This window comes from Streptomyces sp. NPDC058678 (assembly GCF_042714835.1).
In the GTDB taxonomy this organism is placed as follows: domain Bacteria; phylum Actinomycetota; class Actinomycetes; order Streptomycetales; family Streptomycetaceae; genus Streptomyces.
On sequence record NZ_JBHXSG010000034.1, the window covers coordinates 1 to 14,670 of the forward strand.

Annotated in this window: 14 protein-coding genes, 1 tRNA gene and 1 pseudogene; 9 read left to right on the forward strand and 7 right to left on the reverse strand. The window is 69.7% G+C overall.

All coding sequences use genetic code 11. The features are described from left to right. The 3 genes and pseudogenes from ACFWWR_RS27710 to ACFWWR_RS27720 form a co-directional block, all read left to right on the forward strand. Window positions 1-116 (forward strand): annotated as a pseudogene (locus ACFWWR_RS27710) (alkaline shock response membrane anchor protein AmaP); the annotation flags it as partial. A 97-nt stretch (window positions 117-213) separates the two neighbouring features. Continuing rightward, window positions 214-489 carry a hypothetical protein gene (locus tag ACFWWR_RS27715; protein WP_384305908.1) on the forward strand — a complete coding sequence of 92 codons (276 nt, stop codon included), beginning with the start codon at window positions 214-216 and terminating at the stop codon, window positions 487-489. Between the two features lie 84 nt (window positions 490-573). Continuing rightward, entirely contained in the window at window positions 574-801 is a 228-nt protein-coding gene (locus ACFWWR_RS27720) for a hypothetical protein (RefSeq protein WP_384305911.1), read from the forward strand. Window positions 802-1,475: 674 nt separating this feature from the next. On the opposite strand, the gene ACFWWR_RS27725 is transcribed toward ACFWWR_RS27720, so the two are convergent. After that, entirely contained in the window at window positions 1,476-1,847 is a 372-nt protein-coding gene (locus tag ACFWWR_RS27725) for a low affinity iron permease family protein (protein ID WP_383878479.1), read from the reverse strand. A gap of 1,377 nt (window positions 1,848-3,224) precedes the next feature. Then, a tRNA-Arg gene (locus tag ACFWWR_RS27730) sits at window positions 3,225-3,297 on the reverse strand. A 322-nt stretch (window positions 3,298-3,619) separates the two neighbouring features. On the opposite strand from ACFWWR_RS27730, the gene ACFWWR_RS27735 reads away from it, so the two are divergent. From ACFWWR_RS27735 to ACFWWR_RS27755, 5 genes are all read left to right on the forward strand, one after another. Then, on the forward strand, window positions 3,620-5,227 hold the full coding sequence (locus tag ACFWWR_RS27735) for a dynamin family protein (RefSeq protein WP_383873659.1): 1,608 nt from the start codon (window positions 3,620-3,622) through the stop codon (window positions 5,225-5,227). Between the two features lie 3 nt (window positions 5,228-5,230). Continuing rightward, a complete protein-coding gene (locus ACFWWR_RS27740) occupies window positions 5,231-7,321 on the forward strand; it encodes a GTPase (RefSeq protein WP_384305914.1) in 2,091 nt (696 codons plus the stop codon). A 238-nt stretch (window positions 7,322-7,559) separates the two neighbouring features. Beyond that, on the forward strand, window positions 7,560-8,021 hold the full coding sequence (locus tag ACFWWR_RS27745; protein ID WP_383873664.1) for a single-stranded DNA-binding protein: 462 nt from the start codon (window positions 7,560-7,562) through the stop codon (window positions 8,019-8,021). A 262-nt stretch (window positions 8,022-8,283) separates the two neighbouring features. Further along, the gene (locus ACFWWR_RS27750) at window positions 8,284-9,696 is read left to right on the forward strand and encodes a Cys-Gln thioester bond-forming surface protein (protein WP_383873666.1); all 1,413 of its coding nucleotides are present in this window, start codon (window positions 8,284-8,286) and stop codon (window positions 9,694-9,696) included. Window positions 9,697-9,958: 262 nt separating this feature from the next. After that, window positions 9,959-10,918 (forward strand): D-2-hydroxyacid dehydrogenase family protein, encoded by a 960-nt coding sequence (locus ACFWWR_RS27755; RefSeq protein ID WP_384305917.1) that lies wholly within the window; start codon window positions 9,959-9,961, stop codon window positions 10,916-10,918. Between the two features lie 226 nt (window positions 10,919-11,144). Here the strand turns inward: ACFWWR_RS27755 and ACFWWR_RS27760 are convergent, their stop codons facing one another. Together ACFWWR_RS27760 and ACFWWR_RS27765 are read right to left on the reverse strand one after the other, a co-directional pair. Next, complete coding sequence (locus ACFWWR_RS27760) at window positions 11,145-11,420, reverse strand: hypothetical protein (RefSeq protein WP_384305919.1); 276 nt, start codon at window positions 11,418-11,420, stop codon at window positions 11,145-11,147. A 145-nt stretch (window positions 11,421-11,565) separates the two neighbouring features. Beyond that, the gene (locus ACFWWR_RS27765) at window positions 11,566-11,829 is read right to left on the reverse strand and encodes a hypothetical protein (protein ID WP_383873674.1); all 264 of its coding nucleotides are present in this window, start codon (window positions 11,827-11,829) and stop codon (window positions 11,566-11,568) included. Window positions 11,830-12,186: 357 nt separating this feature from the next. Between ACFWWR_RS27765 and ACFWWR_RS27770 the strand changes: the two genes are divergently transcribed. After that, window positions 12,187-12,516, forward strand: a complete 330-nt coding sequence (locus ACFWWR_RS27770) for a chaplin (protein WP_383873676.1) — start codon at window positions 12,187-12,189, stop codon at window positions 12,514-12,516. Between the two features lie 71 nt (window positions 12,517-12,587). Here ACFWWR_RS27770 and ACFWWR_RS27775 read toward each other — a convergent pair whose 3' ends face one another. The 3 genes from ACFWWR_RS27775 to ACFWWR_RS27785 form a co-directional block, all read right to left on the reverse strand. Next, complete coding sequence (locus ACFWWR_RS27775) at window positions 12,588-13,454, reverse strand: tyrosinase family protein (RefSeq protein ID WP_384305921.1); 867 nt, start codon at window positions 13,452-13,454, stop codon at window positions 12,588-12,590. Beyond that, window positions 13,438-13,938 carry a tyrosinase family oxidase copper chaperone gene (locus tag ACFWWR_RS27780; RefSeq protein ID WP_383873682.1) on the reverse strand — a complete coding sequence of 167 codons (501 nt, stop codon included), beginning with the start codon at window positions 13,936-13,938 and terminating at the stop codon, window positions 13,438-13,440. The genes ACFWWR_RS27775 and ACFWWR_RS27780 overlap by 17 nt, the downstream gene beginning before the upstream one ends. 167 nt (window positions 13,939-14,105) lie before the next feature. After that, on the reverse strand, window positions 14,106-14,372 hold the full coding sequence (locus ACFWWR_RS27785; RefSeq protein WP_383873684.1) for a hypothetical protein: 267 nt from the start codon (window positions 14,370-14,372) through the stop codon (window positions 14,106-14,108). Window positions 14,373-14,670 lie beyond the last annotated feature (298 nt).

A 14,670-nucleotide genomic window follows, 5' to 3' on the forward strand; every position in this document is an offset into this window, starting at 1 on the left:
TGGGAGAGCTGAGCCGGGAAACACTCGTACACGCACGAGACTCGGCCGGCCTGGACCGCCTCCCCTCGAAGGTCCGACTCCGGGAAGCCCGCCACCGCGCCCAACACGTCGCCTAATACGCCAAGGTCATCACCGCAACCAACAGCGTTGAGCTTGTTCCGCAGGAAGCAGGGCTTCGTGCAGGGCGGCCTCGATGCCGACACACTGCGCTCGATGGCTGAGGACGGGAGCCTGCTCGTCGCGGACGATGACGAGCACCTGGCCGACCTGCTCGGGCTGGCCTCCCCGGAGAACATTCCCAGTCAGTCCCCGCCGGTCCAGGCACTGCTGGACGCGCAGGATTCGCTGGAGTGGCAAGGGCGCCCGCTCCGTCCACACCCTGCCTGCCCTACGGGCCCGCTGTGGTCGCCACCGCCTACCGCGGGAGGGGAGTGGCCCGGGGACTGTTCACTGCCGCACTTCAGGCAGCCTCAGGACGAGCCGATGTGATGGTCGCCTTCATCGAACTGGCCAACCAGGCGTCGTGGAGGGTCCCATGGACGGTTTCGGCGGGCCCCCTGGGAGAGTTCACCGTTGGCGATCGTGCCTACGGTGTCGTCGGTGCACCAGTCTCCGCTGAAGGTGGACCCGGCCACGGACAAATTGATCAGCCAGGGCGCTGTGGCTTGGTTCAGCGTGAGCGCCACCCGCCAGCAACTGGAGCAGAACCGCCGGTGTCAGGCGGGGCGGGTGAGCTTCTGGTACGTCCTCCCCAAGGACGGTTATGGCGTGGTCGTTGTCAACCGTTCACTCGACCGGTGACCAGGCTCGAACTGGTTTTTCTCGCTCCGAGACGGGACGGCAGGATCACTGATTATCACCGCGTCTCGCTCGGCTTCGGCACCCTGGCGCCGTGTACCCGCCTGACCTTCCCGCCAGGCTCATTCTTCACAGACCTCTCCAAGGAGTACCTCGTGCGGAGGACGCAACACCGCAGGAAAATCCGGTTAACCGACGCGGACGGCAGGCATTGGATCCGCGACGAGGAGGGTCTGCGCAACGGCTCGCCCGACGGCTCCTACGACGACGAGATCGCTTGGTCGGCCCACTCCAGAGATCGGCGTTCCAGCCGTGAAGCGGGAGCCGGCCCAGCACTGCGAAGTCTGAGCCGTCACTGGCTCTCGGGTAGGTCATTCACATGCCCCACCCGCAGACTGGCGGCCGACCTCTTCCTCCCGAAGCAACTTGGGCGGGCGCTCCACTAGGAAGACGTGTGCTTCTCACCTGCTGTGATGGTCCGCAGATGTGCGCAGGTGTCCGCTGCTGTCCGTCGGCGTCGTCACGCAGTTAGACACTCACCGCTGCTGGCCGCTAGGAAGCTCCCGTGACCCGGCTCCCTAGCGGCCGATGACGCCCGGCGCACCGAGCATGAGGCACGCTGTACCGAAGAGGAAGAAGCCGCCCATGGCCATTAGGGCTGTGCCGAACCGGGCGCATCAGGAGTTCTCTTCCCTGCCAAAGGTGGACCGTAGCTTCTGGTGTGCTTCTCCAGGGCCGCCGCCCTCCTGCCCTTCCAGCACGGCTGCTGCGATGGCGTCCAGCTTGCGCTGGACGGCGCGTTCGGCCCGCAGCTCGGAGTTCTTCAGCAGCGCCACCAGGAGCAGGGTCACCGCCGACATTGCCTCGCCCACGAACAGAAGCCAGGTGATCGGCAAGCCGATCACGTGCAACGTGACAGCCACGGCGACCAGGATCAGGCAGATCACGAAGAACGCTGCTGAACTGGTGAACCGTGAGGCATTCTCGGCCAGCCTCTCAAACGGCTTGCTCCGCGAGCCTCCGCGGTCGGACGGATGCTTGAGAATCATGCCCATTCTCTACAGCGGACGGTGGCATGCCCGAGGGCTGCCACGCCCGGCCAGGACGCGGACCATCCCCTCGGATTCGGAATGCTCCGTCCTGGTATGCGGCGAAGGGTTCCTAGTCGCCGCCTTCAATGTCGTGACCGAGTAGCGAGCCGACTCCTCGGGCCCTGGTAACGGGAGGTGGACCGCGCGGTCGGCGTAGCGTGGCCGGGAGCTGCTTTGGCGCGAGTGATCATGGCCCCGTAAGCTTCCGGCGAGTCGGGCAGTCTGTGGACCTGCCCGTTAAAGCACGACGTTGGGGCCATGATCTTAGAGGCTCGCCCCAAAGTGGCTGCCCAAAGCCGTGGAGCCGACCGCCCCAGCCATAGAGGGTGTCTCCCCCTTCATGCCCGCAGCTCGCTAGCGCGCCGCCGGGCGCGGCCAGCCGGGGCGGAGACAGGAGGCAGGCCGCGCCGCAGAGGCGGCGCGCGCCCGCGCCGTGCGCGGGCCTTGATGAAGTAGAGAAAGTCTTACCGCACTGCGGCTGAGGTCGCGCTTGTCACGATCATGCAGCTCGATGAAGTAGAGAAAGTCTTACCGCACTGCGGCTGAGGTCGCGCTTGTCACGATCATGCAGCTCGACTGGCAGGCACTCTGCCCGTGCTCCAGGTAACCGGTGCTGCCTCGTTCCGGGCCTCTGCCGCTGCCGGGATGCGTCGGGCCAGTCGCGGGATGCGCCTGGTGATCTCGTCCCGGGAGAGGAAGGCGAAGCTCTTCAGTTCGTCTGTCTGCAAGCTGATCTTTGCGAGGTGATCGGGGCTGAGTTGGCCGCCGTCGAAGAGGTACTGAACCTTGCCCCCCCTCGGCCTAGTTGGGCGCCCAGTCAACGGCTAGTAGAGTCCGAGGTCGGGTGTGATCCCCAGCTCTCGGGCGCCCGGCTCTCCGCTTCGAGTACCTTCGCCAACGCGTCAGCCTCACCGAGGAAGGTCGGAGTAGCACGTCTTCGAGTCGCCCACGGGCAGGCGCATGTACGGCAACCGGCATAGCCGCCTGACGAAGGCTCAACGACGGCATCCCGCCCGCCCAGGTTGCGGAGTGGGCCGGGAACAGCGTCCCTGTGCTGCTGGCCACCTACGCCCGATGCGTCGAGGGACAGCTGCCCGACCTGAAGAAGCGGCTCGAAGCCGCTGGGGATCTTCCCGAAGGACCTGCCGCCGGTTGACCCTCTCGGCCGAGAACTTCGACACGCATTCGACACAGCCACCCGCGAAAACCCGGTGACAGCCGGACAGCCCCGGAGTCCTCCCTTGATCATCAGGGGAGTGCCCGGGGCTTCTGCGTGTCGAGCGTTACACGGTCTGACCAGCAAAAACGCCCTCCCGAGGGAAGGGCGAGGATAGGCGCCCCCGGCAGGACTCGAACCTGCGGCCAAGCGCTTAGAAGGCGCCTGCTCTATCCACTGAGCTACGGGGGCCGGGTGTGGTGGCCTCTGTCGTGGGTGCCCGGGTGTGGGCCGATCCGTGACGCTGCCGGGGACAAGGATAGGGCTCCCGCGTCCTTGTCCCTGTTGCTTCCCCTCCATGACTCGATGTGGAGGTTCGGTGAAGCGGTCCTGATAATCGCAGGCAGGTACGAATCGTGCATTGCTTTTGGCGTCTTGCGCCTCGGGTGTTGTGCACTCGTTATGCCTGGGCTGTGCCCGCGCCCCAGTCGCCCCTTCCGCCCCTTGTGTCCTGTCGGCGCGCAGACATGCTCATATGCTTCAGAATTCCCCTAAAATTGGGCATTCTTCACATGTGGTGACCTTGGACGTACGGCCTCAGCTGCTCGACGCACTCTCCGCCCTGCGCGACCGTGTCGCCGCCGCGCGCTTCCCGCTGCCCCTGCCGGGGGCTCCACGCGCGCGTGCCAACCGCGACGAACTGCTGTCCCAGCTCGACGACTATCTGGTGCCCCGCTTGAGAGAACCCGAAGCGCCGCTGCTGGCCGTGGTGGGGGGATCCACCGGGGCCGGCAAGTCGACGCTGGTCAACTCCCTGGTGGGGCGGCGGGTCAGCGAGGCGGGGGTGCTGCGGCCGACCACCCGGACACCGGTTCTGGTGTGCCACCCGGAGGACCATCACTGGTTCAGCGGGATGCGGGTGCTGCCCGACCTCACGCGCGTGTGGGTGTCCCATCGGGAACAGACGGACGAACTCCTGCTGCCCGGCGAGGACCCCACTCGCGTCCTGCGCATCGAGACCGCCGACACCCTCCCGCCCGGCGTCGCCCTCCTCGACGCCCCCGACATCGACTCCCTCGTCGCCGACAACCGTGTCCTCGCCGCCGAACTGATCTGCGCGGCCGACATCTGGGTCATGGTCACCACGGCGGCCCGGTACGCCGACGCCGTGCCCTGGCATCTGCTGCGCACCGCCAAGGAGTACGACGTCACGCTCGTCACCGTGCTCGACCGGGTGCCCCACCAGGTCGTCTCCGAGGTCTCACGGCAGTACGGCGCACTGCTGACCAAGGCCGGACTCGGCGACGTACCCCGCTTCACCGTGCCGGAACTGCCCGAGTCGGCGTGGGGCGGCGGGCTCCTGCCGGCCACCGCCGTCGCGCCGCTGCGGACCTGGCTCCTCCACCAGGCACAGGACCAGGTGGCCCGGCAGCACGCGATGGCCCGTACGGCGTACGGCGTCCTCGACTCGCTCAAGGCCCGGATGCCAGAGCTGGCGAGCGCCGCCGCCGCACAGTACGCGGCAGCACTGCGGCTCACGGCCGCCGTCGACGGGGCGTACGACAGCGAGCACACGCGCGTACGGGGCCGTCTGCAGGCTGGTGCCGTGCTCGCCGGCGATGCCCTGAAGCGCTGGCGGGCCTTCCCGCTCGACTGCACCGCCGACGAACTCCTCGACGCCCTCGTGGAGAGCCTCGGCGCCCTCCTGCTGTGCGCCGTCACCGCCGCCGACGAACGCGTCGACGAGGCCTGGCGACGCGAACCGGCCGCCGGGGCACCGGAACTGACCGACCATGGCACGTCTGCGGAGAGCGCCGAGCACCGCATCGGACTGGCCGTACGGCGGTGGCGGCGGGAGCTGGAGGAGTACGCCGAGGAGGAGGTGGGCGGCCTCGACCGGAGCATCGCACCCTCCCCCGAACTCGTCGCCGCCCTCGTCGCCACGGCCCTGCTGGGCGGCCGCCGGGCGCGGGCGGCCGGCGAGGGACTCGCCGAGCGGATCGGTGCGCACGGCGCGCTGCGGCTGCGCGACCGCGGCGGACGGCTGCTCACCGACCACCTCGACCGGATCATCCACACCGAACGCGAGCGCCGCCTCGCCCCGCTCGACGCCCTTGATGTCCGCCCCGAACCGCAGGCCGAACTCATCGCCGCGCTGTCCGTACTGCAGAAGGAGAGGTGACCGGTGACCGCCGTCACGGACCACGACCACACGGAGCACACGGACGATGCGGGTGACGCGGGTTGTCAGGACGACGAGTGTCCCGAGAACGCCGGCTCCGCAGAGGGCACGCCCGAGAACGACCAGCATCCCGATCACCTTGGAGAGGTCGATTCGGTCGGCGGGGACCCGGAGAGCGAGCCCGCCGACAAAGCGACTCCCGAGGAATCCGAGGAGCCCGCAGCATTCGAGGCGCTTGAAGAACCCGGAGAGCCTCAAGAACCCGGAGAACCCAGGGACGCCGGAGAACCCACGAAGGCCGGAGAACCCGAGGGGCGCCCCAGTGACAGGCACGCGCGCGTGAAGGACGACGACTCCGCAAGCCGTACGGGCGCCTCCGGTCGTGCGGACTCCGACAGCGCCTGGGACGACGGGCTGATCGCCCGAAGAGTCACCGAGGAGACCGCCGCGCAGCACGTCAACGTCGTCGAGGCCCGGCCGTCCCCTCCGCAGGTCTCCCCCCAGCTGGCGTACGACGGAGCGCTGCGGTCCCGTCTCGAAGCGCTGCGCGAGCTGGTGGGGCTGTCCCGTACGCGGCTCGACAGCAGGACCCTTGCCGAGGCGGGACGGGTCCTCGACGAGGCGACGGCCCGCCGGCGGCTGTCCGGGCAGCACACCGTCGTCGCCATCGCGGGCGCGACCGGCAGCGGCAAGTCGCAGTTGTTCAACGCGCTCGCCGGAGTGACGATCTCGGAGACGGGTGTGCGACGGCCCACCACCGCCGCGCCCATCGCGTGCAGTTGGAGCGACGGGGCGGCCGCCCTCATCGACCGGCTCGGCATCCCGGGACGGCTGCGACGGCGCCCCGTGCAGAGCGCCGAGGCCGAGGCACAGCTGCGCGGGCTCGTCCTGGTGGACCTGCCCGACCACGACTCGGCCGCCGTACAGCACCGCGAGCAGGTGGACCGCGTCCTGGCGCTCGTCGACGCGGTCATCTGGGTCGTCGACCCGGAGAAGTACGCCGACGCCGTCCTTCATGAGCGCTATCTACGGCCCATGGCGGGCCACGCGGAGGTCATGTTCGTCGTCCTCAACCAGATCGACCGGCTGCCCGGCGAAGCCACCGAGCAGGTCCTCGACGACCTGCGGCGGCTGCTCGACGAGGACGGGATCGTGCTCGGCGAGCACGGCGAGCCGGGCGCCACCGTGCTCGCCCTGTCGGCGCTCACCGGGGACGGCCTCGGGGAACTGCGGGAGGCGCTCGGCCAGTTCGTGGCGGAGCGCGGGGCCCCGGCGCGGCGTATCGCGGCCGACGTGGACGCCGCAGGGTGGCGGCTGCGGCCCGTGTACGCCACGGGCCGGCGGACCGGGCTCAGCGAGGAGGCGCGGGACGAGTTCGCCGCCCGGCTCGCTGAGGCGGTGGGCGCCACCGCGGCGGGCGAGGCGGCCGAACGCGCGTGGCTGCGCAACGCCAACCGCGCCTGCGGGACGCCCTGGCTGCGGCTGTGGCGGTGGTACGAGGACCGGTTCGAACCGACCACCGGGCGGCTGCCGTCGCGTTCCCAGGTCGACGAGGAGGTGACGGCCCGCCAACGGGTCGAACAGGCCGTGCGGACGCTGGCCGACCGGGCGTCGGCCGGGCTGCCCACACCCTGGGGACAGGCGGTGCGCGAGGCCGCCGTACGGGGTGCGCAGGGGCTGCCCGAGGCTCTGGACGAGCTGGCGGCGCGGGCGGGACTGCCGCCGGGACGGCCTCCGCGGCCGGGCTGGTGGCCGGTGGCCGTGCTCGGCCAGGCCTCCATGACGATCCTTCAGGTCATCGGCGGCCTGTGGCTGTTGGGGCAGATCATCGGGTTCATGTCGCCGAACCTGGGCGTGCCGGTGCTGCTGATGGTGGCCGGCATCATCGGCGGCCCGCTGGTCGAGTGGAGCTGCCGGATGGCGGCGCGGGGGCCCGCGCGGCGGTACGGCCTGGAGGCGGAGCGGCGACTCAGGGAGGCGTCGGCCGGGTGCGGGCGGGCACGGGTGCTGGATCCGGTGGCGGCGGAACTGCTGCGGTACCGGGAGGTGCGGGAGCAGTACGGACGGGTCATGGGGGTGGCGGCGGCACGGTGATCCCGGCCGCGGAGGGCCTGAGGTACCGGTTGCTCGGGGTGCGGTCCCTCGTTCGGGTGGCGGAGTTGTCCACAGCCGGGCGGTGGTCCACAGCGCTCGGCGGGCTCGGTCCGACGGAGGCAGTCTGGCCTTGCGGCGATCGCGACGGAGGCGGTCGCCGCAGCAGACGCAGCCGTACGGGACGGGCCCGTCGGCGTATCCGCCCGGCGTGAGCGGCCGGGAGAGGGTGGGGATCGAGATGAACGAGACGGTCATCTGCGCGGTGGGCAACGTGGCGACGCGGCCGGTGTTCCGGGAGCTGGCGTCGGGTGCCTCGGCGCGCTTCCGGCTGGCGGTGACCTCGCGGTACTGGGACCGCGAGAAGGGCACGTGGACCGACGGCCACACCAACTTCTTCACGGTGTGGGCCAACCGGCAGCTCGCCACCAACGTGACGGCGTCGCTCGACGTGGGCGACCCCGTCGTCGTGCAGGGCAGGCTGAAGGTGCGCTCGGACGTACGCGAGGGGCAGAGCTGGACGTCGGCCGACATCGACGCGCTGGCCATCGGCCACGATCTCGCCCGCGGCACCTCGGCCTTCCGGCGCACCCCCAGGCCGGAGACCGCCGCCGGCGCCCCGGCGCAGCCCGAACCCAACTGGGAGACACCGCCCGCCGAGCCGGAAGCCCAACGGCAGCCCGAGCGCGCCGCGGTGACGTGACGTCAGCCGTCCGCTGCGGCTGACCGAACTGCGGCTTATCGGCGAAAGCACACCGAACAACCCACGTGGATTTGTCGATAAGCCCTGTTCAGGTGCGGTCCTGGCGATAACGATTTTGAGTCGGATCGGTTGACCGACGGCATCCCCGGGAAGCGCGGTGCGCCAGGTACCTAGGATGCCGAAAGTAGGCTCTCGGGGTTTCTGTTTCTGCTGGTGGGACCGCACCCCCCACGTCAACGGGTCCTGCTCGAAGGGGAATTCTGTGTTTTCTTCGTCCTCCGCGCTGTCGGTGCCCAGGCGAGGCGCGGCCCGCCTCGCAGCCGCCGCGCTGATGTCCGCACTCGTCGCCGCCGGCGTGCTGTCCGGCGCTGGCACGGCGTCAGCCGACGAGACGGCGCAGAGCCAGGGCGGCGCGACCGCGACGATAGGCGGACTGAAGACGTACGGCGACGCCGTCATACACGGCGACACCGGAGACCTGACGGTGTCGGCGGGCCTGTTCGAGATGTCCGTGGAGGGCGGCGGCACGCTGCAGACCTACTGCGTCGACCTGCACAACCCCACGCAGCGGGACGCCAGGTACCACGAGACCCCGTGGAGCGGCACCTCGCTCGGCGCCAACAAGAACGCCGGCAAGATCCGATGGATCCTGCAGAACTCCTATCCGCAGGTCAACGATCTCGCGGCGCTCGCGGCGGCGGCGGGTGTGGGCGGCGGCCTCACCGAGGAGGACGCGGCGGCCGGCACCCAGGTGGCCATCTGGCGTTACTCGGACGGCGCGGCCGTCGACGCCGTCGACCCGCAGGCCGAGAAGCTCGCGGACCACCTGCAGAAGAGCGCCCGGAACGTGGCGGAGCCCCAGGCTTCCCTGACGCTCGACCCGCCCGCGGTCTCCGGCCACCCCGGCGAGCTGCTCGGCCCGGTCACGGTGCGCACCAACGCGGCCGGCGTGACGGTGACACCGCCCGCGGACGCCGCCACCAGCGGAGTGCGGATCGTCGGCAAGGACGGCAAGGCGATCACGTCCGCGGTGAACGGCAGCCAGCTCTTCGTCGACGTGCCCGAGGACGCGACGGCCGGCTCGGCCGAGCTGACCGTGCAGGCCTCGACCACCGTGCCGGTCGGCCGCGCCTTCGCCTCCGAGAGCCGCAGCCAGACACAGATCCTGGCCGGCTCCAGCGAGTCGACGGTCTCCGCCACGGCCGGCGCGGCCTGGGCGAAGGAGGGCGCGATACCGGCTCTGTCCGCGGCGAAGAACTGCGCCAAGGGCGGCGTGGACATCACCGCGACCAACGTGGGCGACGAGGCGTTCACCTTCGAACTCATGGGACTCGAGCACAGCGTCCCCGCGGGCGAGACGCAGACGGTGACGATCCCGCTCCAGGAGGACCAGGCGTACGACTTCACGATCACGGGGCCGGGCGGACTCGAGCAGCGCTTCACCGGTGTCCTGGACTGCCGGACCCAGGGCAGCGAGACCGGCGGCGGCGCGACCCAGACCCTGAGCGAGCCGAGCCCGGCGACGGTCGGCGGCACCGCCAGTGACGTGAACCTCGCCGAAACCGGCGGCTCCAACGTCACCCCGATGATCGCCGGCACGGCCATCGCCCTCGTGGTGATCGGCGGCGCGGCGCTGCTGCTGGTCGGCAGGGAGAAGACGCCGACCCGGGACTAGCGGGCACCGAGGCTCACCGAGTCCCGGCGCGGGAACAGCGATGGCGGTCGTCAGGGAAGCCACTGGACGGATGGGGGACGTGGAAGGCCGGGAGTGGCACAGGTCTCCTCTGTGAGGGCGTTCGCACGCCACTCGCGCCGGCCCCCACCCAGCGGTTCACGTACCCGACGCTGAGAACCACCGGCCGCGCATGTGAACCCGTGATGGCGACGCCGGACCCGGCGCCGTAAGGTCGGTCTGCCCACCCCGGAAAGGAACCGACGTGCCCCTGCGTTGTGCCGTGCTCGACGACTTCCAGCAGGTGGCGACCGAACTCGCCGACTGGTCACCGCTCGCCGGGGAGGTGGAGGTCGTCTCCCACGACACGCACTTCGCCGACGAGGACGCCCTGGCCGCGGCGCTCGCCGACGTCGACATCGTGGTCACCCTGCGCGAACGCGTGCCCTTCCCGGCCTCCCTGTTCGCCCGGCTGCCCCGGCTGAAGCTGCTCGTCGCCTCCGGCATGCGCAACTCCGTCATCGACTACGCCGCCGCCGAGGCCCACGGCGTCACCGTCTGCGGCACGGCCAGCTCCTCCACCCCGCCGGTCGAACTCACCTGGGCCCTGCTGCTCGGCCTCGCCCGCGGGATCGTCGAGGAGAGCAACGCCCTGCGCTCCGACGGCCCTTGGCAGCACACGGTCGGCGCGGACCTGCACGGCCGCCGCCTCGGCCTGCTCGGTCTCGGCAAGATCGGCAGCCCGGTGGCAGAGGTCGGCCTCGCCTTCGGCATGCGGGTCGGCGCCTGGAGCCAGAACCTCACCCAGGAACGCGCCGACGAGGTGGGCGTGGAACTCGCCCCCTCCCTGCACGATCTCCTCGCCACCAGCGACTTCGTCTCGGTCCACCTCGCGCTCGGTGACCGTACCCGCGGCCTGCTCGGCCCCGGCGAACTCGCCCTTCTCAAGCCGACCGCCTACCTGGTCAACACCTCGCGCGCCGCGATCGTCGACCAGGACGCCCTCCTCGCCGCCCTCGAAGAAGGCCGCATCGCCGGAGCCGGTGTCGACGTCTTCGACACCGAGCCCCTCCCGGCCGGCCACCCGATGCGCACGGCCCCTCGTCTGCTCGCCACCCCTCACCTCGGTTACGTCTCCCGCGCCAACTACGAGACGTACTACGGCCAGGCGGTCGAGAACATCCGCGCCTTCCTGGCGGGTTCGCCGGTACGACGACTGCCGTGACGTCAGGCGACCCCGGCCGCCCCTCGGGTTGCCGGTAGATCCCTCGGTCCGGCGCATCTGGTGCAGGTCGCAGGGCTGAGCGATTTTCGCGTGCGCCACACATGCCAGGCGTAAGACAGTGATGGCCGGGACCCTATCTCGGGTCCCGGCCATCACTGTCTTACGGGTGGAGTTATGCGACGAGTGCCTGTGTGAACAAGGGCCCCTCGACCGTCTCGGTCGGACGTCAGACCTTCTTGCCATTGATGGTGGAGGTGCCGACGCAGGCGAAATGAGTGGTGCCCTTGTCGTCCTGCGCACTCTTGCAGGTGTTCTTGTTGACGATCTTGACGCTTTCGTCGCCGCTGTACTCGGTCTTCTGCACGCAGCGCACGGTGCCCTTGCCGTCATCGACGCACTTGTCGGAGCCGTCATGGCCGATGGCCTGAGCGGAACCGGCACCGATCAGAGCCAGGCTCCACAGGACCCCTGCCGTCGCCGCGATCTTCTTTGAATTCAGCATTTAGCTTCTCCTTTATGGTCAATACCCGGCGGCCGGACAGCAGTGCCACTCCGGACGCTCGGGTCATCAAAAGCCAGGGGCAGGCCCCGGTGCCCGGACGTTTGGGTTCGGGCACCAGGGCCTGCCTAGATCACCTGATGGATGATCAGCCAATCTCTGCAGCGTTGGCGCAGGTGTTGGCGACGCTGTCGTCCACGCCCTGGCCGAGGATGCCGATGCCGACGTTGACGTCGTTCAGGGCGTTGACCAGGCCGGCGCCGCCCGCGTCACCGGACTGCTTGCAGGCGTTGGTCTGCGTGGTGTCGATGTCGACCCCGGGGCCGTCGCCGGCCTGGCTGACGCCCGCGCCGAGGAAGCTGACACTGCCGAGCATGGCCATGACGACAGCGGCCTTCTGGTACTTGCGCATTACCTCTCCGTTTCCTTGAGAGACACGGTCCGTGATGGGCCGGTCACTTACAGTCGCTGACCTTAGGCGGCTTCGGCCGGCATTTCCAATCGAAACGCCTGTTTACGTAACTTTCTTGAAAAGCTGCACGTCAGACGCTGTTGCGCCTGTTCCCGGATGGCCGAACCCGGCTGGCCACGCCCACATCCGCTCAGTAGGAGCCACTGCTCACAGCGGGTCGTCCCGACACCGGGATCCTTCTTTTTCACGAGGGTGATCCAGGGACGAGCGCCGTGACCGGTCCGGTGCCGTCGCGTTGAACGGGCAGTGCGGTCGCGCTTCCGGCTGCCGCGCTTACCAACAAGCAAGGAGAACGTGATGTCTCGCATCGCGAAGGTGGCCACCGTCGCACTCGGCACGGGCGCCGTGGTGCTCAGCGGTGCCGGTCTCGCCTCGGCGAACGCCGGTGCCGAGGGCGCGGCGGTGGGCTCGCCCGGCGTCGCCTCCGGCAATGTGATCCAGGTTCCGATCCACGCGCCGGTCAACGTGTGTGGAAATACCGTCACCGTGATCGGCGCTCTGAACCCGACCTTCGGCAACGTCTGCAAGAACGGCGACTCGAGCCACCACAAGAACCACAAGAGTCACAAGAGCAACAAGAGTCACAAGAGCCACAACAAGAGCAAGAAGAGCGGCTACGGCCACTGACGCCTGTCGTCCCGACGGAAGAGCCCCGGCGCCCGCGAGCTCCGGGGCTCTCCCCATGAACCCACGTCACCTCACGCGTACCGGTAGATCCGACCGACGTCCTGCAGTTCGTCCGGCGTCACGTCCCACGGCGGCAGCTTCTGGTGCCGTGCCACGATCCGGTCGTGTTGCCCGTCGCCGGCGCCCGGCGGTGTCGCGGGGAGATAGCGGGCCCCGCGGTGCCGATGCTGCCAGCGGTTCCACTGCAGGTCGATGAAGGCGTGGTGCAGCCAGAAGACGGGGTCGTTGACGGAGGCGCCGCCGAGCATCGCCCCGCCGACCCAGCGGTGCACCCGGTTGTGGTTGCGCCAGGAGGCACTGCCCCGGCCGGTGCCCCAGCCCTCCAGCTTGTTGCGGAATCCTCGCGTGACCGTCGAGTCCCAGGGCGCGACGTCGTAGGCGGGGTCCCGCAGCGCCCACTCCAGCTCACTCTTCGTGGGCAGGTCGATCGGATTGCGGGAGTTGCCGAGGTCCCGGGTGAGGAACGCCCCATCGGTCACACTCTCCTTGATGGTCCAGTTGCCCTCCCGATAGGCGAACGGACCGGTCATCACCTGGCGGTCGGAGCGGCGCCCGTCGCCGCCGAGGAGGTCCGCCGTCCAGGGGACGGAGGTGGTCGTGCGGTCGCGTGTCCAGTCCCAGTACGGCACGGTCACTGAAGAGTCCACACGGCGCAGCGCGCGCTCGAAATCGAGCAGGAACCGGCGATGCCAGGGCAGGAAGGAGGGCGCCATGTGCGCGGTGCGCAGTCCGTTCTCTCCGTCGGAAGGGAAGAAAGCGATGTGCGTCCGCACGAACTCGTCGTACTTGCCCCGCCGTTTCACCTCCAGCAGCGCCTTGACGAACCGGCGCCTCTCGGTCCGCGTGAGCGTGCCGGCGTCCTTACGCACGTACGCCATGCCGGCCCCCCGTGTGCAGGTGTCCCGCGCCCACCGGTCCCGGAGCCATGTCGCGCAGCCGCTGACCGGGGCCGAGTTCGTCGACGGCGGCGCGGGCGGCCTCCAGCGGTGTCCGGTACGACCGGTAGTGGTCGACCATGCTCAGCCAGGTGCCGTCGGCCCGGCGCATCAGATGCAGCGGGCGGCCGTCCACGGTGACGTGCCACTGACCGTCCGCGGTTGCGCTGTGGGCGGGCATCCACACGCCTCGGATGCGGCGGCCGCCGTAGGTCTGATCGAAGGAGCGATCACCGGGGGCGCTCCCGGTCGCGGATCCGGGGCGCGAAGACCAGAAGGCGGCGCCCACCGCGGCCAGGGTGGCGAGCCCACAGGCGAGCAGACCGCGCGTCGCATCCCGCCGCGTTCTGCCCTCCGGTCCGGGCCGCGCCGCGCCCGGTGCCCCGTCCTCGGCACCTGCCGACCCTCCGCCGATGCTGACGACCATAGTTCACTCCTCGTCCGGTTCGGTTGTCCGTAGCCGTAACCCCGGAAGGCCCCGCGTGGTCACCGCCGCGCGGGGCAGAACAGTGCGCAAGGGCCGGCGTCACTTGCCCTACACACGGAAAGTCGGCCCCCGAATCCCACCGAGGGCCGACTCCGAACAGCGTGCTCTCAGCGTCGCACGGACACACCACCGAGCCGCGCCAGATTGGGGTTGTTCAATTCCTCCGTGGCGCCCTTCACCTTGTGGAGCACCGACTTCTTGTTCTCGGTGTCGAGCACGTTCGACTGCAACGTGTCGCCGGGGACGCTCGTGTTCACGCCGCCGGAGAGGTTGGTGGACGCCACATCGGCGGCGTCCACGGCGAACGCGGGCGAGCCGACGCCGGCAGCGATCAAGGACCCGGCAATGACGGCGGCAGCCTTCAGGGACTTCATCGTGTTCCTTCCTTCGGCAACGGAGGTTGCCGGAGCGAGATTCTGTCGCCGTGTCTAACGAGCTTCGGCCAGAGCGGAAACCGGGGATGCCGAAGATTGCAAGTCCTCATATGAGAACTCTGAAATACCGGACCTCGGGACGCGATAAGACCGGAGGAAGTTCGGAAGAAGGACAGGAACAACAACAGTCGTGGGGGGGGGGGGGGGGGGGGGGCGGGGGGGGGGGGGGGGGCCCCCCCCCCCCCCGGCGACTAAAACCCGACACCCACCCCACCCCGCGACGCCCCCCCCGCCCGCC